This is a genomic window from Frigoribacterium sp. AC759, assembly GCF_979256015.1.
The window spans coordinates 443,819-464,422 of the sequence record NZ_CEEDMT010000001.1; the positions used below are offsets into that span (position 1 = coordinate 443,819).

Below are 20,604 nucleotides of genomic sequence, written 5' to 3' on the forward strand. Positions count from 1 at the left end.
GGTCGAGGCATGACCTGGAACGATCCCCGCGGCCACGACCACCCCAGGTCGTCGACCGTCACGCCGAACCCGCAGCCGGTGTGGTACCCGGTGCAGCCGGTGTTCAGCCGACCCGCGCCTCCTCGGCCCCGCGTCGCGAGCACGGTGGCGCTCGCGGTCGGGTTCACCGTCATCGGGGTGTTCGCGCTCGCCGTGGTCGTGTACTTCCTGATCTTCCTCCGCCCGTCGCTGATCGCGGCCGGCGCGCTGCTCGCCTTCGTGCCGCTCGCGATCGTGCTGGTCGGCATCTGGCTCGTCGACCGATGGGAGCCCGAGCCCCGGGTCGCGCTGCTGTTCGCGTTCCTCTGGGGTGCAGCCGTCGCCGTGAGCACCGCGCTCGTGGTCGACATCGTCGTCGGCAACGTCCGGGCCGTCTTCGGTCTCGCTGACGGCGACTCCGCCGATCTCTTCGGGGCGGTCGTGCAGGCGCCCGTCGTCGAGGAGGCCGCCAAGGGCTTCGGGGTGCTGCTGGTGCTCTGGATCTTCCGCCGACACTTCGACGGCCCGGTCGACGGCATCGTCTACGCCGCCACGGTCGCGGCCGGCTTCGCCTTCGTCGAGAACATCCAGTACTTCGCCGTGCAGGTCGCCGACGACCTCGCGACCGGCAGCCAGGGGCTCGTGTTCACGTTCCTGGTGCGGGCGATCATGTCGCCCTTCGCCCACGTCATGTACACGGCCTGCACCGGCGTCGCCCTCGGCTACGCCGTCCGTCGCACGGGCCCGTTCGGCGCCATCGGCTTTTTCTTCGCGGGTCTCGTCCCGGCCATCGCGCTGCACGCCCTCTGGAACGGCGCGCTCGTCGTCGTCGGCGGGGCGTTCTTCGCCTACTACCTGCTCGTGCAGGTGCCGATCTTCGCGGCGATGGTGGGGCTCGTCATCTTCCTGCGCCGCAGCGAGCGCCGCACCACGCACGCCCGCCTCGCCGAGTACGCCGCCGTCGGCTGGTTCAGCGCCGACGAGGTCGCCATGCTCTCGACCTCCGCCGGGCGTCGCCGAGCACGCCGCTGGGCCGCGGCGAACGGCCTCGGCCCCGCCATGAAGCGCTTCGTGTCGGACGCCACCCGGCTGGCGTCGACCCGGCAGCGGATGCTGAAGGGGCGCCGGGAGCTCGACGCGGTCGCCGGCCGCGACGAGGCCGAGCTGCTGCAGGCGCTCGGCGCCAGCCGGGCCGCGTTGCAGGCGCCTGCCACCGCGTTCGCCGATCACGCGCCGCGGCCCGACGGCACGCCCTGGGTCGACGGATCGGGGCGCCCGATGGGCAGCGGCTACGACGGCGCGGGCCGGGGGCGGCAGCCGGTGTACTACGACCAGTGGGGGCGTCCGCTGCCTCCGCAGTGGTGACGACCGCGCACCTCCCTCGCCGACCGCGCCCGTCGTCCCTCCGGGCGTCCTGCCCGTCGTCCCGCCGGGCGCGCGATCAGGGCGTCGGCGCGGTCGCGTCGTAACGGCGGAACGACGGCGTCAGCCGGGCCACCACCCCGAGCAGGACGACGACGAGCGCTCCGCCGAGCAGCGGCGGCCAGGCGACGCCGACGGCGGCGACGAGTCCGACGAACAGGTCGCCGAGGCGGGGCCCGCCGGTGACGACGACGATGAAGATCCCCTGCAGGCGCCCGCGCATCGAGTCGGGCGCCGCGGCCTGCAGGATCGTCGAGCGGAAGATCGAGCTGACGTTGTCGGCCGCACCCGCCCCGGCCAAGGCGATCGCTGCCGCGACGAGGGCGACCGGTCGGGCGTCGGCCAGACCGTCGCCGAGACCGCCGCCGGCTCGCATCGGCGTCAGCGCCAGGACGACCCCGAAGGCCGCGATGAACGCGCCGTAGACCGCGATGGAGCGGTTCACCGCCCGGCCCTGCAGCCGCACCTGCCCCAGACGGCCGGAGAACACGCTGCTGAGCAGCGAGCCGACGGCGTAGGAGGCGGTGAGGGCTCCGACGGTCACCGCGCCTCCTCCGATCACCAGGGTGCCGACGACCGGGTACAGCACCCGCGGCTGTCCGAAGGTCATGGCGATCAGGTCGACGACGAACGTGGTGCGGATGTTCGGCGAGCTCCGCAGGAACCGCAGGCCCTGGGCGAGCGACGACAGGCCGGGTCGGCTGGTCTCGCCCTCGGGTCGGATGGGCGGCAGCGTGAGGATGCCGACGAAGGCGAAGGAGAAGAGCACGACGTCGACGCTGTACGTGAGCGGGAACCCCACCCCTGCGACCAGCACCCCGGCCAGAGCGGGGCCGACCGTCAGCATCAGGCCGGTGCCGATGCCGCCGAGGGCCGCGGCGGCCGGCAGGAGGCGCGTGGGCAGCAGGCGGGGCACGATCGCCGCCCGCGAGGTCGCGATCATCGTCCCGGCGACGGCGTTGACGCAGGCGAGCAGGTAGAGCAGCGCGACCTCGCGGACCCCGAGCCAGGCGTGCAGGGCGATCGCCGCCGTCGACAGCCAGGCGAAGACGGCCGCGACGAGGGCCACCTTCCGGCGGTCGAACGCGTCGGAGAGCATCCCGCCGTAGAGGCCCGCCACGATCATCGGCACGAGCGAGAACACGCCGACGAGGGCCACGGCGAAGGTCGAGCGGGTGATGTCGTAGACCTCGAGGCCGACGGCGACGACGGTGAGCTGCGTGCCGATGCCGCTGACGGTGTTGCCGACGAAGAGCCGGGCGAAGGCGGGGCTCGCGCGGAGGGGCGTCAGGTCGACGAAGAGCGGTCGTCGCGGTGCGCCGGGAGGAGTGGACAAGACTCCATCATCGTCGATTTTGCGCGGCCCGGGAGCGGAGGTATCGTCCATTCGTTCGCATCGATGAGCAGATCTCGGTGCGAACGGACGGTGGGTCGACCACTCGAGCCTCGCAGGGAGGACACGAGCGGTCGACCCTCCTTCGTCTGGTCGGGTCCGTCGGTGGTTGGATGGTCGGTATGACTCACGACCCCAGCATCAAGCCCGAGATCGACGCCCCCGAGGGCCCCGCCCCCACCGAGCTGCAGATCGTCGACATCACCGTCGGTGACGGCGACGAGGCGACGGCCGGTTCGACCGTCAACGTGCACTACCTCGGCGTCGAGTACGACTCCGGCGAGGAGTTCGACTCGTCGTGGAGCCGCGGCGAGCCGATCAACTTCCCGCTCGCGGCGCTCGTGCTCGGCTGGCAGGAGGGCATCCCCGGCATGAAGGTCGGCGGACGTCGCAAGCTCGTCCTCCCCCCGCACCTCGCCTACGGCCCCGCCGGCGGCGGTCACTCGCTCTCGGGCAAGACCCTCATCTTCGTGATCGACCTGCTCGGCGTCAGCTGATGACGGCGGCCTCGGCACCCTCCGTCGGGTTGAACGACGGTCGCACCCTCCCGAGCATCGGGCTCGGCACGTACGGGATGAACGGCGCCGAGGGCGCCGGGCAGATCGCCACGGCCATCGATTCGGGTTACCGCCTGATCGACACGGCGCTCAACTACGGCAACGAAGACGCCGTGGCCGAGGCCGTCCGTCGGGTCGACGTGCCCCGCGACGAGCTCGTGATCACGACCAAGCTGCCCGGTCGGCACCACGGTTACGACGAGACCATCGCGAGCTTCCACGAGAGCCTCGGCACCCTCGGTCTCGAGCGGGTCGATCTCTACCTGATCCACTGGCCGCTGCCGCGGGTCGACAAGTACGTCGACTCGTTCCGCGCCTTCGTGAAGCTGCAGGAGGACGGCCTCGTCTCGTCCGTCGGCGTCTCGAACTTCACCGAGGCTCACCTCCAGCGGCTGGCCGACGAGACCGGCGTCGTGCCGGCGGTCAACCAGATCGAGCTGCACCCGTACTTCCCGCAGGCCGGCCTCCGGGCCGTCCACGAGCGCATGGGCATCGTGACCGAGAGCTGGAGCCCCCTCGCGAAGCAGAGCGAGCTGCTCAGTGAGACGGTCATCACGGACATCGCTGCCGCGCACGGGAAGACCCCGACGCAGGTCGTGCTCCGCTGGCACGTCCAGCTCGGCGCCGTCCCGGTGCCGAAGTCGGCCGACCCCGGTCGCCAGCGCGAGAACCTCGACGTCTTCGACTTCGAGCTGTCGGCGGCCGAGGTCGAGGCCATCAGCGGCCTCGAGCGCGGTCGGCTGTGGGACGGCGACCCCGAGACCCACGAGGAGTTCTGACCGGCACAACGCCGTGTCGACCGAGCGCCCCCAGCCACCCGGCGGGGGCGTTCGGTCGTCCGGCGGCAGGTAGACTGACACGCCGACTTTCCCGAAGGGTTGAGTGACTGTTGTCTTCTGAGCTGGACCGCGAACGCGCCTACGTGGGCACGCTCTACTCGCGACTCGACGAGTTGAAAGCCGACGCCCGAGGGCGTCTCGAGACCGTGCGGCGCGAGACCGTCGGGGGCAATCACCAGAGCCGCAGCGAGCGCGACTCGTACGCGCGGCTCTACGAGGACACGATCGCCCAGCTCGGCGCCGTCGACGAGCGGCTCGCCTTCGGGCGCCTCGAGCTGGAGGAGCCCGACGAGCTCGGTCAGAGCGGCGACGTCGACGCCCCGGCCGAGGCCGGCGAGGGCGGTCGGTACCGCTACATCGGCCGCATCGGCCTCCGCGACCGGTCGCACCACCCGATCCTGCTCGACTGGCGCGTGCCGGGTGCGGCCGCCTTCTACCAGGCGACCGCGGCGACGCCGCAGGGCGTCCGGGCCCGGCGTCACCTGACCCTCGACGGGCGCACCGTGACCCGGCTCGAGGACGAGGTCTTCGACCCCGACCTGCTCGACCGCGACGACGTGCAGCTGCAGGGCGAGGGCGCGCTCATGGCCGCCCTCACCGCGCAGCGCACCGGGCGCATGACCGACATCGTGGCGACCATCCAGGCCGAGCAGGACCGCATCATCCGCGCACCGCTCGACGGCGTGCTCGTCGTCCAGGGCGGACCGGGCACGGGCAAGACCGCCGTCGCGCTGCACCGCGCCGCGTACCTCCTCTACTCGCACCGCGAGCGCCTCCGCGGCTCGGGTGTGCTCGTGGTCGGCCCGTCGCGGTCGTTCCTCCGGTACATCGAGCAGGTGCTGCCGTCGCTCGGCGAGAGCGGCGTCGTGCTGTCGAGCCTCGGCGGTCTCTACCCGGGTCTCGAGACCCAGCTCGACGACGCGCCCGAGACGGCGGCCGTCAAGGGCCGCGCCGAGATGGCCGATCTGATCCGCCGTGCGGTCCGGTCGCGGCAGGTGCGCCCGACCGAGTCGACGACGATCGACATCAACGGCGAGCGCCTCGTCGTCCAGCCCGATCTCGTGGGCGACGCGATGCGTCGTGCCCAAGAACGGGGCAAGCCGCACAACGAGGCTCGCGTCACGTTCAACAAGGGCGCCCTGTCGGCCCTCACCCGGTTGCTCGTCGCTCAGATGCGCGAGCACGGCACGACCGTCGACGAATCGGACGAGGCGGTGCTCCGCGAGGACATCCGCCAGTCGTACGACGTGCGGGTGCTGCTGAACACGGCGTGGATGCCGCTCTCGGCCGAGAAGCTCGTCGAAGACCTCTACGCCCGGCCGAACTGGCTGGCGTCGTTGACCCCGCGCTGGAGCCCCGCCGAGCGCGCCCTGCTGCAGCGCCCCCGGGGTTCGGAGTTCACGATCTCCGACGTCCCCCTCCTCGACGAGGCGGCCGAGCTGCTCGGCGAGTTCCAGGCAGGCGTGGACCCCGACAAGCTGGCGCGCAAGCAGCAGCGCAAGCGCGACATCGAGAACGCCGAGCGCGCGATCGAGAACATGGGCGTCGAGGGCATGGTGTCGGCCGAGCAGATCGCGGGCGGGTTCGCCGAACGGGCCGCCTCGATGACCACGGCCGAGCGTGCGGCCGGCGACCGCACCTGGGCCTTCGGCCACGTGGTGGTCGACGAGGCGCAGGAGCTCTCGCCGATGCAGTGGCGTCTGCTGTCGCGTCGGTGCCCGCTGCGGTCGTTCACCGTCGTCGGCGACATCGCGCAGGCGTCGAGCCCGGCGTCGGCCGACTCGTGGGACCGCGCCCTGCAGAGCCTCCTGGGTCGTCGTCGTCGCGGTACCGAGGCCCCGACCAGCGCCCCATGGACTCTCGAAGAGCTCACGGTCAACTACCGGACCCCGACGCAGATCGTGCAGTACGCCGAGGACGTCGCGAAGGCGACCGGTCTGCGCATCACCCCGAGCAGGTCGGTGCGCTCGAGCGAGTGGCCGGTGCTCGAGGTGACCGGCGCCTCCTCGAGAGACGACTTCGTCCGCGCCACGGTCGACGCCGTCCGGGCCGACCGCGAGATCGACGGCGACGGGACCCTCGCGGTCGTCGCCCCCGCGCAGGCCGTCGCGACGCTCGTCGACGCGTTGTCGGCGGCGCTGCCCGGCCTGGTCGCCGCGGGCACGGCCTCGCTGACCAAGCCGGTCTCGGTGCTCAGCCCGGCGACCGCGAAGGGCCTCGAGTTCGACTCCGTCGTCGTCGTCGACCCCGAGCGCATCCGGACCGGTGCCGAGCGGGGCAACGCCAGCCTGTACGTGGCGATGACGCGCCCCACCCAGCGTCTGACCGTCGTCAGCCGACGAGCGCTCGCCTCGTCAGCCGACGAGCGCGAACTCGCTGTCGAGCGCGGCGATGTCGCGCTCGAAGTCCGCGCGCAGCGTCTTCTTCTCGGCGGCGGGCAGCCAGCTCGCGTCGACCCCGGCGAGGGCCATGGCCCGCACCTGGTCGGCGGTGGCGCCGATCTGCTCGTGCACGATGCGGTACTCGGCGGCGAGGGTCGTCGGGAACATGCCCGGGTCGTCCGACGCGGGCACGACGTTCAGGCCCGCGGCGAGCATCGCCTCGATCGAGGCGCGTCGCCACGGTCGCCACGAGCGACGCGACGTGGTCGAGACGACGGTGAAGGCCACCTGCTCGTCGCGCATCCGCGCCACGACGTCGTCGTCCTCGAGCACGTAGTACCCGTGGTCGATGCGGTCGCAGCCGAGCAGATCGAGGCAGGTGAGGGTGTTGACGGCCGTGGGGGAGTGCTCCGACGAGTGCGCCGTCCGGCCGAGCCCGGCCTCGCCCGCGAGCCGGTAGGCGTCGACGAACCGCTCGGGCGGGCCCGAGGTCTCGAGGTTGTCGAGACCGATGCCCGCGACGTACTCGTGCGGGTTGTCGACCACCTGCCGCACGAGGGCGAGCGCGTGCTCGCCGCTCCGGCTGCGGTCGATGCCCTGGATCATCCGCCCGGTCATGCCGAAGTCGCGCTCGGCCATCCGGATGCCCTCGGCGTACGCCTCGACCGAGCCCGCGTACCCGAGCGACTCCAGGTGCGGCGGCACCGCGTCGAAGAACAGCTCGAGATGACGCGTCGAGCTGCTGCGGTGGGCGTCCTCGAAGGCCTCGTAGACGATGCGCGTCAGGTCGTCGGCATCGCGCAGCACCTCGACGACCCAGTTCGACGCCTGGAACAGCGAGTACGACACCTCGGGCTCGTCGGCGCTCCGCCCCTGCGGCACCGGGATGCGGGTGTCGCGGTACAGGGCCGGGTCGGGCGGCAGCGAGTTGATGTCGGCGAAGATGCGCTCGGGCTCGGCCGGCAGGGCGAGCCCCTCGCGACGGGCGAGCTCGGCGAACGTGCCGGCCCGCACCGTGCCGATCAGGTGGCAGTGCAGATCGGTCTTCGGCAGCCGGTCGAGGTAGGCCCCGGGCAGGTCGCGTCCGGGCAGTGCGGTCTCACCCATCAGCGCGACGTCACCTCGCGGGCGAAGCGGTCGACCCACTCCGAGCGGGTCGGCACCAGCTCGGTGGGGTCGAGGGTCGAGTAGCCGGCGGCGACGGGGTCGGCGGCGATGTCGCCCACGACGGCCTCGATCGAGTCGGGCACCGTGGCCGACGGGTTGACGGGCAGGTCGCCGACGATCTCGGCGGACGCGGTCTGCGCCTCCTCCGACAGCAGGTAGTCGATGAAGCGGTTCGCGCCGTCCACGTTCTCGGCGCCGGTGGGGATCATCGCGCGGTTGGTCGCCATGTAGCGCCCTGTCTCGGGGGCGGTCCAGGCGACGGGCTCGCCCGAGGCGACGAGGTCGGTCGCGAACCCGCTCAGCGAGTCGGCCGCGACGATCTCGCCCTGGGTCAGCAGGTTCGTGACCTCGGTCGACGAGCTGTAGAACTGCAGCACGCCGGGGGCCCACTCGCCGAGCTGCTCGAGGGCGGCGTCGATGTCGTAGGGTCCGTCGCCGTACTCGTCGGCGACGCCCGAGACCATCAGCTGGCCGGCGGTGACCGAGATGTCGGGCAGGGCGACCCGGCCCGACAGGTCGTCGTCGCCGTAGAGGCCCCACGAGGCGGCCTCGTCGGCGGTCAGCTCGTCGGTCGAGTACATCGTGCCGTTCAGCTGGTAGCTGTAGGCCGGCCCGACGTACTCCTCCTCCGTCGCGAAGTCGGCGATCTCGTCGAGCGACGGGACGGCCGAGGCGTCGACCTGCTGGAAGAGCTCGTCCTCCTGCCCGAGCGCCGCGTAGTAGTCCGAGATCAGCATCACGTCGACCTCGGGCTCGCCGCCGGCGAGCTGCAGCTGCGACAGGCGGTCGGAGTTCGATCCGGTGTCGACGACGACCTCGATGCCGGTCTCCTCCGTGAACGGGTCGATCACCGCCTCCTGGAACTCCTCCACCCCGAACGGGAAGGTGCTGACGGTGATGCTGTTCGCGTCGGGCTCGTCGCCGCTCGACGAGCAGCCGGCGAGCACGAGGGTGGTGACGGCGACGCCGGCGACGAGCGCCAGGCGGGTGCGGATGGTGGTGGTCATGGTCGTGTCCTTTCGGGGCGGTCTCGGTGAGACCGGTCGGGAGGGGAACGCTGAAGAGCAGAGGGAGGGGGAGCCGAGGAGGCGCGGGTCGGCCCCGCAGCCCCGGGTGTCAGTCGGCGACCGCGACGAGTCGCCCGACCGGCGCCGAGACGGTCACCGGGTCGCCGATCGCGATCGTCTCCACCCCGGTGCTGCGGACGTCGGAGACGAGTCGGACGTCCGCTCCGGCGGCGTCGACGGCCTGCACGGTCACCAGGACGTCCACCCCGCGGTACGCGACGTCGGTGACGCGGCCGGCGAGCTGCAGACCGTCGTGCGCCGCGCCTCCTGCAGGGCCGCCGGGGGTGACCGCGAGGTGCTCGGGCCGGACGGCGAGCGAGGTGCCGTCGGCGGCCGTGACGAAGTTCTCGTAGCCGAGGAACTCGGCGACGAAGCGGTTCGCGGGGTTCGGGAACACCTGCTGCGGGGCGCCCTGCTGCATGATGCGACCGGCGCGCATCAGCACCATGTCGTCGCTCATCTCGAGCGCTTCGTCCTGATCGTGGGTGACGAGCACGACGGTGAGACCGGTCTCGCCCTGGATGCGGCGGATCTCGGCCCGCATCTGCACCCGCAGCCGGGCGTCGAGGTTCGAGAGCGGCTCGTCGAGCAGCAGCAGCTTCGGGCGGATCGCGATGGCCCGGGCCAGCGCCACGCGCTGCTGCTGACCGCCGGACAGCTTCTTCGGCTTGCTGCCCGCGAGGTGCGCGAGCCCGACGAGGTCGAGGGTCTCCATCACGCGCCGACGGCGTTCAGCGGTGTCGACGCCGCGCAGCTTGAGGCCGTACCCGACGTTCTCGGCGACCGACAGGTGGGGGAACAGCGCGTACGACTGGAACACCATGCCGAGGTCGCGCTTCTCGGGCGGGGTGCGGGTGCTGTCGACCCCGCCGATCCTGATCGTGCCCGACGTCGGCGCCGAGTAGCCGGCGAGCATGCGGAGGCTCGTGGTCTTGCCGCAGCCGCTCGGGCCGAGCAGCGTGGTGAGCCTGCCCTCGGAGATGGCGAGGTCGATCGAGTCGACGGCGGTGAAGTCGCCGAAGACCTGGCTCACGGCGACGAATTCTGCTGCGGTGCTCATCTGTTGATGCCTCCGAAGATCTTGGCGAAGCCGACGGTGCGTTCGGCGATGACGGCGATGACGACGGTGCCCGCGAGGATCAGCGTGGCCATCGCCGCGACCATGGGGTCGTAGCTCTGCTGCACGTAGTCGAGCATCGTGACGGGAAGGGTGCGGAAGTCGCGGCTCTGCAGCAGCAGCGACAGCGGCACGTTGTTGAACGACGTGACGAAGCTGAGCAGCGCGGCGGAGAAGATGCCGGGTCGCAGCAGGGGCAGCGTCACGGTGAAGAAGGCGCGGAGGGGCGAGGCGCCGAGACCGCGGGCGGCCTCCTCGAGCGCCGGGTCGGCGAGGGCGAGCGAGGCCCCGGTCACCCGCACGGCGTAGGGCAGCATCAGCACGGTGTGCCCGATCAGCAGCACCGGGAAGTTGTCGAGCCGGAACCCGATCACGAGCTGCTGGTAGAGCGCGAGCCCGACGACGAGCTCGGGCACGATCAGCGGCGACAGGAACAGCCCCTCGACCAGCCCCTTGCCGGGCAGTCGGCCGCGGTGGATCGCCAGCGTCGCGGGCACGCCGACGGCGAGCGCGAGCACGGTGGCGACGAGGGCGAGCTGCAGGCTCGACAGCAGCGCCGAGACGAACGGGTCGTATCCGAGTGCGGCCTCGAACCAGCGCAGCGAGAAGCCCTGCGGCGGGAACCTCAGCGTGCTGCCCGAGGTGAAGGCGGTGGCGACGACGAACAGGATCGGAACGATCATGACGACGTAGCCGGCGACGGCGAGCGAACCGGCGACGGGGCGGCGGGTCTTCACGAGGTGGCTCCCTTCCGGGCGACGAGGGTCGACAGCCCCGAGACGGCGAAGACGAGCACGGTCATGATCAGGGCGGTGGCGGAGGCGCCGGCCCAGTCGATCGTGACGCTCGAGTACGAGAAGAGCTGGGTGGCGAGCATCCGCTGACCGGAGCCCCCGAGCAGGTAGGGCGTCGTGTACGCCGTCACCGAACCGGCGAAGACGAGGGTCGCGGCGACGACGACCCCCGGCAGGGACAACGGCACGACGATGCTCCAGAAGGTGCGGATGCGGCTCGCGCCGAGACCGCGCGCGGCGTCGTCGAGACCGGGGTCGACCTGGGCCACCGCCGAGTAGCACGAGATGATCGCGAGCGGCAGGAAGAGCTGCGTCAGGCCGAGCACGATGGCGAGCTCGGTGTAGAGCAGCTGCGGCGCCTCGTCGACGAGTCCGAGGGTGGTCAGCAGCTGCCCGATGGCACCGTTCTTGCCGAGCAGCACGAGCCAGCCGAAGGTGCGGACGACGTTGCTCAGCAGCAGGGGGAAGATCGCGAGGGCCAGCAGCACGCCCGACCAGCGCGACGTCGAGCGGGTGAGCAGGTACGCGATCGGGAAACCGAGCGAGACGCAGATCGCCGTGACGATCAGGCCGAGCCCGACCGTGCGACCGATGATGCGGAGATCGTAGGGGTCGGTGAGCATCCCGCCGAGGCGACCGACGATCTCGACGGCGGTGACCCCGGGAGGCGCGAACAGCATCGCGAGGGACGGCACGGCGAACCCCACGACGAGCAGGAGGAGACCCGGCAGCAGCAGGAGCAGCGCGGGTTTGCGGGACGTCACGGGGTGCCTCCGATCGGTGTGGCGGGTGCGGCCGGTGTCAGGCTCGCCGCTCGGGCGTTCGAGCGATGCAACCGGTTACATCGACCCTAGGGGCGTGCGGCGCCCGAACCGTCCCGTCCGTGTAAACAACGTGTAAAACCCGCGACGCACCCTGCGAGACCGGTTTCAGCCGACGCCCTAGGCTGACGGCATGACGACGGGGTGGCGCGCGAGCGGCGGGGGCGGGCGATGAGCGGCCCGGGGCGACTGGCGACGCTCGCCGACGTCGCGACGCTCGCCGGGGTCTCGAAGGCGACCGCCTCGCGGGTGCTGAGCCGCCCCGAGCTCGTGGCCCCCGAGACCGCGGCCAGGGTGCTGTCGGCGGCCCAGAAGCTCGGGTTCGTGCCCAACCGCGCGGCCCGCCAGCTCGCCCGCGGTCGCACGGGCGTCGTCGCGGTCGTCGTGCCCACGCTCGACAACGCGTTCTTCACCCCCATCATCGCCGGGGCTCAGGCCGAGGCGGGCGAGGCCGACCTGCAGCTCACGGTGGCCGTGCACCCCCTCGCCGGGGTCGCCGAGCTCACGGCGTTCGAGCGCCTGTCGCACCAGGTCGACGGATTCATCGTCGTGGCGCCCCGCGGGCCCGACGACGTCGTGCGGGCGGCGATCGCCCACAAGCCCACCGTGCTGGTCGATCGGGAGGTGACCGGCGCCTCCTCGGTGGTCGCCGACACGGCCACGGCCTTCGGATCGCTCGTCTCGCGGTTCGCCGACGAGGGCCGCCGGCGCATCGTCTACCTCGGCGGCCCCGACGGCTCGTGGCAGAACCTGCAGCGGACGGCCGCGGTCGTCGAGGCCGCCCGGGGCCGGGCCGAGCTGACCGTGCACGGTCCGTACCCGGCGACGTTCGAGGCCGGCGTGCGGGCGGCGGCCGACGTCATGGCCTCGGGCGCCGATGCCGTCGTGCCCTACGCCACGGCCATCGGCCTCGGCGTGATGTTCGTCCTCCGCGGCGGAGGGGCAGGCGTCGCCGCGGCGCCCGTCGTCAGCTCCGAGCGGATGGTCGTCGACGCCCTCGGTCTGCAGGGCGTCCCCGCGATCGACGTCGACGGCGAGCACCTCGGCCGTGTCGCCGCCTCACGACTCATCGCGGCGATCGCCTCCGGTGCGCCCGCCGAGGCGACGCCGCTCCGTCTCCCCGTCCCGGTCCGCTGGCCCGGCGCTCCCGGCCCCGGGTGAGGCCGGGCGGCGGCGGGCGTCAGCGGTACTCGTCGGGCCAGTCGAAGGCGGGAGGCGCGGTGACGGTCTCGCCCGTCGGCGCGAGCACCAGAGCGATGTCGTCGAAGTCGCCGAGGGGGATGCCCGCCGGGTCGCCCGGGTAGCGGGAACCACCGACGAATGTCGTCAGCGCGTACCCGTCGTCCGCGCCCAGCGAGCCGATGCTCGTCGCGTCGAGGTCGACGTCCCACTCGGTGAAGAGCTGCCCGAGCACGAGGGTCTCCCGCCGGGGCGACTCGACGTGGACGATGCCCGTCGTGTCGTGGGTGTGCAGCGGCGCCGCGAACTTCGTATCGGCGTCGTGGCCGATGTCGCCGGGCAGGGTGACGGGCTCGCCGTCGACCGTGATCGACAGGTGGCTGTGCACGTGCATCGCGAGGTCCTCGCCCCAGACGTTCGTCAGACCGGCCGCCGCCGCGCGGGCGGGTCGATCGGCCACGGCGGGAACCGGCCAGGGAGGCGCGGTGTCCGCACCCGAGACCCGGTTCGGCAGGCCGGACTGGACGACGACGATCGCGACGCCGCCGGCGATGACGACGGCGGCGGCGACGAGGCCCAGCAGGCGGGGGGACTGTCCCACATTCATGGCGCGATGCTACGCCCGGTACATTCGTGTGAATGTCCACCACCGACGTCTCCGCCCTCCTCGACGACCTGATCGCCGTCGTCCCCGACTTCCCGAAACCGGGCATCCTCTTCCGCGACGTGACCCCGCTCTTCTCCCACGCCGACGCCTTCGCGACCGTCACCACGGCCCTCAGCGAACCGTTCGACGGGTCGTTCCAGGCGGTCGCCGGCATCGAGGCCCGCGGCTTCGCACTCGCCGGCGGCATCGCGATCGAGCAGGGCGTCGGCGTCCTCACCGTCCGCAAGGCGGGCAAGCTGCCCGGCGAGGTGCTGAGCGAGAGCTACGCCCTCGAGTACGGCGAGGCGACCCTCGAGCTGCGCCCCAGTCAGCTGCCGAAGGGCACGCGGGTGCTGGTCGTCGACGACGTCCTGGCCACCGGCGGCACCGCCGAGGCGACCGTCACGCTGCTCGAGCGCGCCGGGTACGAGGTCGTCGGGCTGGCCGTGCTGCTCGAGCTGGACGGTCTCGGCGGGCGCGACCGCCTGGCGCCGCGCCTCCCCGTCCACGCGCTCGGCTCCGCCCCGGCCTGATCCGCGCCGGCCCGGCCCGGCCCGACCCGCCCGGCCTGACCCGAGCGGCCGAGACCCGACTCAGCCGCCGGAGACCCGGCTCAGCCGAGCGAGCGCGCCAGCTCGATCGTCTGGGGGAAGATCAGCCCGGCCGAGCCGGCCAGGCAGACCAGGGCGACGATCACGAACACGCCGACCCAGACGACCCCGGGCACGCGGGTCAGGGCGGCCAGCTGGTCCGCGTCCGACCCCGTCGTGCGCGAGCGGCGGCGACTCCGCTGCAGCTCGAGCGAGGTCCGCAGGGCGCCGAAGCCGAGCACGGCCGTCAGGGCGACGCCGAAGGCGCTCTGCCAGGGCGCCGAGGCGAAGAAGGTGACGGCGACGACGATGGCCGCCCCGACGAGCACCACCCAGAGTCCGAACCAGTTGCGGATCTGCACGAGCATCAGCGCCAGCAGCAGCAGGAGCGCCCAGAGCAGCCCGGCGGCGTAGCCGGCCGACAGCAGCCAGGCCGCGCCGAGCGACGCGATCGCCGGCGCGGTGTAGCCCGCGAGCAGCGTCAGCACCATGCCGGGGCCGGTGCGCGGCCCGCGCGACACGGTCAGCCCCGAGGTGTCCGAGTGCAGGCGGATCCCCGACAGCCGCCGCCCCGTGAGCACCGCGGCGAGTCCGTGGCCGCCCTCGTGCACGACGGTCACGGCGTGCCGCACGGTGTGCCAGGCGCCCGGCACGAGCACGGCGGCGAGGCCGGCGGCGACGGCGGCGAGCAGCCAGGGGAGGGGGAGCGGCTGCGCCACGAGGCTGACGCGGCTCCAGAGTTCGGCGACGAGGTCCACGCGACGAGCCTAGGAGGCGCGGTGCGCGGCTCCCTGGCACCGCACCTCCTCGGGTCGCCGGCCCCGCACCCGCCCGCCCGGCGTCGTCCTGGAGGATGAACTCCGCCGGCGCGGCCCCTATCCCCAGGTCGCGTCCGTCACCATGGAGTCATGCGTCGTGCCGTCCTCCTCCTGCTCACCCTCGTCTATCTGGCGGGTGTCGCGTGGATGACGCTGCGCCCCAGCGTCTACGGGCCCGGCACGACCGAGCTGCTCTGGCGCGCCCTCGATCTCTTCGCCCGGCACGACGAGACGTCGTGGATCACCTTCGCCCGGGTCGAGGCCGCGGCGAACGTCGCCATGTTCGTGCCGATGGGCATGTTCCCGGCGCTGCTGCTGCCCAGGCGGTTCTGGTGGGTCGGCATCGTGGTCGGCTTCGCGGCGACCGTGGGCATCGAGTGGTACCAGGCGGCCTATCTGTCGGCCACCCGGTTCTCCGACCCGCAAGACCTGGTCATGAACACGCTGGGCGCGGTCATCGGCGCGGTGTTCGTGGGTCTGGCCCTGCCCCGTCGCCGCCGGCGTCGACCCGCGGGCGCCCGGTCCGCCGCCCCTGTCTGGTAGGCTCCTCAGGTTGCCGTCTGAACGGCCGCGGAATAAGAGAGCTCGCACATCCGGTGACGGGCACCGCGCAACGAACTGAAAGGGGATCCACCTATGGCACTCGCACCTGACGTCAAGACCCGGATCATCGAAGAATACGCGACCCACCCCGGCGACACCGGATCCCCCGAGGTCCAGGTCGCCATGATGACGCAGCGCATCCTCGACCTCACCGAGCACCTCAAAGAGCACAAGCACGACCACCACTCGCGTCGTGGTCTGCTGCTCCTCGTGGGTCAGCGCCGCCGACTCCTGGGCTACCTGTCCCGGGTCGACATCGAGCGCTACCGCACGCTCATCGGTCGTCTCGGCCTGCGCCGCTAGTCTTCGCGCTCCGAACGTCTCGACGACGGCCCCCGTCCTGCTCAGCAGGACGGGGGCCGTTCTTCGTCCTCGGGTCGTTCCGCGTCCTCGGGGCGCGCCGCCCGCTCCGGCTCCGTGAGGCGATCACACCCGGGTGCTAGGATCGCGCTCGGAGCAGGCCGGTACGGCTGCTGGTCACCGGTGGTGGCAGGCGGAATGCCCCGATCGACGCATCGAGTCGCGATCGGAGGCGGGGTCCGACCGTCTTCACTGTTGGCCAGACGTGCCACCGCCTCCGTCGCGTTGCTGCACGTGCATGTCCTCATGCCGCCCACGCCGCCCGCTCCCGGTACGACATCGAGGCCCACACGGGGCATCGATTCAAAACAAAGAGGAGAAACCCCCACATGGAGGGTCCAGAGATCAAGTTCGGCGAAGCCGTGCTCGACAACGGCAAGTTCGGCAAGCGCACCATCCGATTCGAGACCGGTCGTCTCGCCCAGCAGGCCCAGGGAGCCGTCGCCGCCTACCTCGACGACGACACCATGCTGCTGTCCGCCACCAGCGCCAGCAAGAAGCCGAAAGACAACTTCGACTTCTTCCCGCTGACCATCGACGTCGAAGAGCGCTCGTACGCCGCGGGCAAGATCCCCGGCTCGTTCTTCCGTCGCGAGGGCCGCCCCTCGACCGAGGCCATCCTCGTCTGCCGTCTCATCGACCGGCCCCTGCGTCCCTCGTTCGTCGAGGGTCTCCGCAACGAGGTCCAGGTCGTCATCACGGTGCTCAGCATCGCTCCCGACGAGTTCTACGACGCTCTCGCGATCAACGCGGCCAGCGCCTCCACCCAGATCTCCGGTCTGCCGTTCTCCGGCCCCATCGCCGGTGTGCGCCTCGCGCTGATCGGCGACCAGTGGGTCGCCTTCCCGAAGGCCTCGCAGCTGGCCGACGCCGTCTTCGACCTCACGGTCGCGGGTCGCGTCGTCACCGACGCCGCCGGCAACGACGACGTCGCGATCATGATGGTCGAGGCCGAGGCCACCGAGCACGCCTGGGGTCTCATCCAGGGCGGCGCGACGAAGCCCGACGAGGCCGTCGTCGCCCAGGGTCTCGAAGCCGCCAAGCCGTTCCTCAAGCAGCTCGTCGAGGCCCAGGCCACGATGGCCGCGCAGGCCGCCAAGGAGATCGCCGACTACCCGGTCTTTCTGCCCTACACCGACGAGGTCCTCGAGGCCGTCACGGCCGCCGCGGGCACCGAGCTCGCCGAGGTCTACAAGATCGCCGGCAAGATCGAGCGCCAGGACGCCGACGACGCCCTCAAGGCGACCGTCAAGGACGCCATCGCGGCCAAGGTCGCCGCGGGCGAGCTGCCCGAGACGGCCAACGGCCAGGTGGGCGCCGCCTACAAGTCGGCGACGAAGAAGGTCGTCCGCGACCGCATCCTCACCGAGCAGATCCGCATGGACGGGCGCGGCCTGGCCGACATCCGCCCGCTCGACGCCGAGGTCCAGGTCATCCCGCGCGTGCACGGCTCGGCCATCTTCCAGCGCGGCGAGACCCAGATCATGGGCGTCACCACGCTGAACATGCTCAAAATGGAGCAGCAGATCGACTCGCTGAGCCCGGTCACCAAGAAGCGCTACCTGCACCACTACAACTTCCCGCCCTACTCGACCGGTGAGACCGGCCGCGTCGGTTCGCCGAAGCGTCGCGAGATCGGGCACGGCTTCCTGGCCGAGCGCGCCCTCGTGCCGGTGCTGCCGAGCCGCGAGGAGTTCCCCTACGCCATCCGTCAGGTGTCCGAGGCCCTCGGTTCGAACGGTTCGACGTCGATGGGCTCCGTCTGCGCCTCGACCCTGTCGCTGCTGAACGCCGGTGTGCCCCTCAAGGCCCCCGTCGCCGGCATCGCCATGGGCCTCGTCTCCGACGAGGTCGACGGCCAGACGCGCTACGCGGCGCTGACCGACATCCTCGGCGCCGAAGACGCCCTGGGCGACATGGACTTCAAGGTCGCCGGCACGTCCGAGTTCGTCACGGCCATCCAGCTCGACACGAAGCTCGACGGTCTGCCGACCGCCGTCCTCGACGCCGCGCTGAAGCAGGCCAAGGAGGCGCGCACCGCCATCCTCGGCGTCCTGAACTCCGCGATCGACGCTCCCGACGAGATGGCCCCGACCGCGCCCCGCGTGATCTCGGTCCAGATCCCGCAGGACAAGATCGGCGAGCTGATCGGCCCGAAGGGCAAGACGATCAACTCCATCCAGGACACCACCGGCGCCGACATCAGCATCGAAGAAGACGGAACCGTCTACATCGGTGCCGTCGACGGCCCGTCGGCCGAGGCTGCTCGTGCCCAGGTGAACGCGATCGCGAACCCCACCAACCCCGAGGTCGGCGAGCAGTTCCTCGGAACCGTCGTCAAGATCGCGTCGTTCGGTGCCTTCGTCTCGCTCCTCCCCGGCAAGGACGGCCTGCTGCACATCAGCGAGGTCCGCAAGCTCGCCGGTGGCAAGCGCGTCGAGAACGTCGAGGACGTGCTCGGAGTCGGCCAGAAGATCCTGGTCGAGATCACGAAGACGGACGACCGCGGCAAGCTCTCGCTCGCTCCGGTCGTCGCCGAGTCGGCCGACACCGACTCGAGCGGCGCCACCGAGACGTCGACCGACGAGTCGGTCGACGCGTAGCACCCGCCTGAACCGACGAGCCCGTCGCGACCTCGTGTCGCGGCGGGCTCGTCGGCGTTCCGGGCCGGCGAGGGAGTCGTCTCAGGCTCGAATCGGAATAGGACGATTCTTCACGTAACGATTCGGTGCGGCGGCGCGCGCGACGAGGGCCGGGGTCGTATTCTGACGATGAGGCGCAGACCCTGGCATCCGTCCAGCTCAGACGGGTGAGGGTGCGCCAGCGGAGGAGGACTGTCGGTGACCGACTCGACGGCCACGACCGCACAGGCGGCCGCCGCCGAGCCCGACGCGGCCGTCCGCTCGCGAGCCGTCCCCTCCGGTGCCGTCCGCCCGGGGTCGCAGCACGCCTCGGCGTTGGACCAGGCCACCGTTCCGGTGGATCTGGGCATCATCCAGCCGCGCCGTCGACTCGGCACGTCCGATCTCCGGGTGTTCCCCCTCGCGCTCGGCGGGAACGTCTTCGGCTGGACGGCCGACCAGACCGAGACGCGCGCGGTCCTCGACACCTACTTCGATCTCGGCGGCAACTTCGTCGACACCGCCGACTCGTACGCCGGGGGGCGCAGCGAGATCATGATCGGCTCCTGGATGCGCGATCGCCGATCGCGTGACGACATGGTCGTCTCGACGAAGGTCGGCAAGAGCGCCGACAACCCGGGTCTCACGCCGAAGGCGATCGAGCGCGCCGTCGAGGCCTCGCTCGAGCGCCTCGGCACCGATCGCATCGATCTGCTGTACCTCCACGTCGACGACACCGAGGTGGCGTTCGAGCGCACCCTCCTCGCCGTCGACCACCTGATCCGCGCCGGCAAGGTCCGGTACTTCGGCGGTTCCCATCATTCGGGCAACCGGCTCTACGAGGCCCGGATCGCCGCGGGAATGCTCGGGGTCGCGCCGATGGTCGCGCTCCAGAACCAGTACAACCTGCTCAACCGCGGCGAGTACGAGAAGGGTCTCGCCCGAGTGGCCGGTCAGCTGGGTCTCGGTGTGATGCCGCGCTTCGCCCTGGCGAGCGGATTCCTCTCCGGCAAGTACCGCACCCGTGCCGACTTCGCCGGGTCGCAGCGTCGTCCTGATCTCGCGAAGCAGCTGACCAAACGCGGGCTGCGCATCCTGCACGAGCTCGACCGGATCGCCTCGGTGCACGAGGTGTCGACCGCCGCGATCTCGTTGGCCTGGCTGCTCACGAAGCCCAACGTCGTGGCCCCGGTCGCGAGCGCGACGAATGCGAAGCAGGTGTACGAGCTGGCGCAGGCCGTCCGCGTGCAGTTGACGCGCCTCCAGGTGCTCGACCTCGATCGGGTCTCCGCGTAAGACGACCGCCCACCTCGGGCACGGTCCGCTCCCGGGGTGCACCGGCGGTTCCGGCGTCGGCTCACAGAGGCGAACCCTCGCCAGGCGCTTCGGTGTGCCGAACCCGACCGGCGCGGCTCGCTCCGGCGTGCCGAACCCGACCGATCGTGCCGAAAACACCGACCAGCAGCGCCCTGAGCCCCCTCGCGAGGCGAAACGGTCGCGATCTGCACACGCCTCCGGTCAGGCGCGGGATCGCGTGCCGTGAGCGGGGGAGCGGCTCGCAGAGGGCCGAGGAGGTGCGGCGCGCGTCAGGCGTCGAGCAGGCGGTCCGCGGTGCGGCGCAACGACGCGGAGGCGGCGATGGCGTCCCCGGCGTAGGCGCCGACCTCGGCGCCGTCGAGTGCGAGCTGGAAGTCGTCGGCGGCATCGCCCGGCATCGGGTGGCCGGCGTTCTTGAAGAGCTCGACGAGCGCGTCGGTGAGCCATTCGCGGTGCTCGCTGATGGCGACGCGGACGGGGTGGGTCGGGTCGCTGAACTCGGCCGCCGCGTTGGCGTAGGCGGAGCCTCTGAAGCCGGGCTCCTGGAGTCGGGTCGCGAAGGCGTCGACGAAGCTGCGGACGGCGGCGACGCCGTCGGGAGCGGACGACACGGTCTCGGCGAGAGCGGCCACGTCGCGATCGTGCCGCACGGCGAGGAACTGGAGTACGAGGGTGTCCTTCGCGCCGAAGTGCTTGTAGAAGGTCGCCTTCGTGACCGACGACTCGGCGATGAGGCGGTCGACGCCCACGACGCGGATGCCCTCGTCGTAGAAGAGGCGATCGGCGGTCGTGAGGACGCGGGCGCGGGCGCCGGGCGTCTTCTGGTCGGCGCGGGGTCGGCCAGGGAGACGCTGGACGGCCGGTTGGGGGGAATCGACCGTCACAGCGTGGCTC

General features: G+C 71.7%; 18 protein-coding genes and 1 pseudogene. 10 read left to right on the forward strand and 9 right to left on the reverse strand.

Features of this window, described 5'->3' with window-relative positions; genetic code table 11:
- The first annotated feature begins 9 nt into the window (after positions 1 to 9).
- Positions 10 to 1,383: a PrsW family intramembrane metalloprotease gene (locus ACZ6JE_RS02055; RefSeq protein ID WP_320478753.1), complete on the forward strand. Its 1,374-nt coding sequence runs from the start codon at positions 10 to 12 to the stop codon at positions 1,381 to 1,383.
- Between the two features lie 76 nt (positions 1,384 to 1,459).
- Here the strand turns inward: ACZ6JE_RS02055 and ACZ6JE_RS02060 are convergent, their stop codons facing one another.
- Positions 1,460 to 2,776 carry an MFS transporter gene (locus ACZ6JE_RS02060; protein WP_464318057.1) on the reverse strand — a complete coding sequence of 439 codons (1,317 nt, stop codon included), beginning with the start codon at positions 2,774 to 2,776 and terminating at the stop codon, positions 1,460 to 1,462.
- 179 nt (positions 2,777 to 2,955) lie between these two features.
- On the opposite strand from ACZ6JE_RS02060, the gene ACZ6JE_RS02065 reads away from it, so the two are divergent.
- The 3 genes and pseudogenes from ACZ6JE_RS02065 to ACZ6JE_RS02075 form a co-directional block, all read left to right on the forward strand.
- On the forward strand, positions 2,956 to 3,330 hold the full coding sequence (locus ACZ6JE_RS02065) for an FKBP-type peptidyl-prolyl cis-trans isomerase (RefSeq protein ID WP_192060110.1): 375 nt from the start codon (positions 2,956 to 2,958) through the stop codon (positions 3,328 to 3,330).
- Entirely contained in the window at positions 3,330 to 4,169 is an 840-nt protein-coding gene (locus tag ACZ6JE_RS02070; RefSeq protein ID WP_464318058.1) for an aldo/keto reductase, read from the forward strand. Before ACZ6JE_RS02065 ends, ACZ6JE_RS02070 begins: the two co-directional genes overlap by 1 nt.
- Positions 4,170 to 4,276: 107 nt before the next feature.
- Positions 4,277 to 6,568: pseudogene (locus ACZ6JE_RS02075) on the forward strand (HelD family protein); the annotation flags it as partial.
- A gap of 15 nt (positions 6,569 to 6,583) precedes the next feature.
- On the opposite strand, the gene ACZ6JE_RS02080 reads toward ACZ6JE_RS02075, so the two are convergent.
- From ACZ6JE_RS02080 to ACZ6JE_RS02100, 5 genes are all read right to left on the reverse strand, one after another.
- Entirely contained in the window at positions 6,584 to 7,717 is a 1,134-nt protein-coding gene (locus ACZ6JE_RS02080) for an adenosine deaminase family protein (RefSeq protein WP_464318176.1), read from the reverse strand.
- Positions 7,717 to 8,784 (reverse strand): extracellular solute-binding protein, encoded by a 1,068-nt coding sequence (locus ACZ6JE_RS02085; RefSeq protein WP_464318059.1) that lies wholly within the window; start codon positions 8,782 to 8,784, stop codon positions 7,717 to 7,719. Before ACZ6JE_RS02085 ends, ACZ6JE_RS02080 begins: the two co-directional genes overlap by 1 nt.
- A 109-nt stretch (positions 8,785 to 8,893) precedes the next feature.
- Entirely contained in the window at positions 8,894 to 9,904 is a 1,011-nt protein-coding gene (locus ACZ6JE_RS02090) for an ABC transporter ATP-binding protein (RefSeq protein WP_464318060.1), read from the reverse strand.
- Positions 9,901 to 10,698, reverse strand: coding sequence for an ABC transporter permease (locus ACZ6JE_RS02095; protein ID WP_320478015.1), 798 nt, complete (start codon positions 10,696 to 10,698; stop codon positions 9,901 to 9,903). Before ACZ6JE_RS02095 ends, ACZ6JE_RS02090 begins: the two co-directional genes overlap by 4 nt.
- Complete coding sequence (locus tag ACZ6JE_RS02100; RefSeq protein ID WP_464318061.1) at positions 10,695 to 11,519, reverse strand: ABC transporter permease; 825 nt, start codon at positions 11,517 to 11,519, stop codon at positions 10,695 to 10,697. The genes ACZ6JE_RS02095 and ACZ6JE_RS02100 overlap by 4 nt, the downstream gene beginning before the upstream one ends.
- 228 nt (positions 11,520 to 11,747) lie before the next feature.
- Here ACZ6JE_RS02100 and ACZ6JE_RS02105 point away from each other — a divergent pair, with 228 nt between their 5' ends.
- Positions 11,748 to 12,737, forward strand: a complete 990-nt coding sequence (locus ACZ6JE_RS02105) for a LacI family DNA-binding transcriptional regulator (protein WP_464318062.1) — start codon at positions 11,748 to 11,750, stop codon at positions 12,735 to 12,737.
- Between the two features lie 19 nt (positions 12,738 to 12,756).
- On the opposite strand, the gene ACZ6JE_RS02110 is transcribed toward ACZ6JE_RS02105, so the two are convergent.
- Entirely contained in the window at positions 12,757 to 13,362 is a 606-nt protein-coding gene (locus ACZ6JE_RS02110) for a hypothetical protein (protein ID WP_320478757.1), read from the reverse strand.
- A gap of 32 nt (positions 13,363 to 13,394) precedes the next feature.
- Here ACZ6JE_RS02110 and ACZ6JE_RS02115 point away from each other — a divergent pair, with 32 nt between their 5' ends.
- Complete coding sequence (locus ACZ6JE_RS02115; protein WP_243213789.1) at positions 13,395 to 13,934, forward strand: adenine phosphoribosyltransferase; 540 nt, start codon at positions 13,395 to 13,397, stop codon at positions 13,932 to 13,934.
- Positions 13,935 to 14,014: 80 nt separating this feature from the next.
- On the opposite strand, the gene ACZ6JE_RS02120 is transcribed toward ACZ6JE_RS02115, so the two are convergent.
- Positions 14,015 to 14,749 (reverse strand): M50 family metallopeptidase, encoded by a 735-nt coding sequence (locus ACZ6JE_RS02120; RefSeq protein WP_192060120.1) that lies wholly within the window; start codon positions 14,747 to 14,749, stop codon positions 14,015 to 14,017.
- A 150-nt stretch (positions 14,750 to 14,899) separates the two neighbouring features.
- On the opposite strand from ACZ6JE_RS02120, the gene ACZ6JE_RS02125 reads away from it, so the two are divergent.
- From ACZ6JE_RS02125 to ACZ6JE_RS02140, 4 genes are all read left to right on the forward strand, one after another.
- Positions 14,900 to 15,352 (forward strand): VanZ family protein, encoded by a 453-nt coding sequence (locus ACZ6JE_RS02125; protein WP_192060121.1) that lies wholly within the window; start codon positions 14,900 to 14,902, stop codon positions 15,350 to 15,352.
- A gap of 93 nt (positions 15,353 to 15,445) precedes the next feature.
- Positions 15,446 to 15,715, forward strand: a complete 270-nt coding sequence (gene rpsO, locus ACZ6JE_RS02130) for a 30S ribosomal protein S15 (protein WP_192060122.1) — start codon at positions 15,446 to 15,448, stop codon at positions 15,713 to 15,715.
- A gap of 386 nt (positions 15,716 to 16,101) precedes the next feature.
- On the forward strand, positions 16,102 to 18,375 hold the full coding sequence (locus ACZ6JE_RS02135) for a polyribonucleotide nucleotidyltransferase (protein ID WP_192060123.1): 2,274 nt from the start codon (positions 16,102 to 16,104) through the stop codon (positions 18,373 to 18,375).
- A 237-nt stretch (positions 18,376 to 18,612) separates the two neighbouring features.
- Positions 18,613 to 19,689: an aldo/keto reductase gene (locus ACZ6JE_RS02140; RefSeq protein WP_464318063.1), complete on the forward strand. Its 1,077-nt coding sequence runs from the start codon at positions 18,613 to 18,615 to the stop codon at positions 19,687 to 19,689.
- Positions 19,690 to 19,979: 290 nt separating this feature from the next.
- On the opposite strand, the gene ACZ6JE_RS02145 is transcribed toward ACZ6JE_RS02140, so the two are convergent.
- On the reverse strand, positions 19,980 to 20,594 hold the full coding sequence (locus ACZ6JE_RS02145; protein ID WP_320478023.1) for a TetR/AcrR family transcriptional regulator: 615 nt from the start codon (positions 20,592 to 20,594) through the stop codon (positions 19,980 to 19,982).
- Between the last annotated feature and the right edge of the window lie 10 nt (positions 20,595 to 20,604).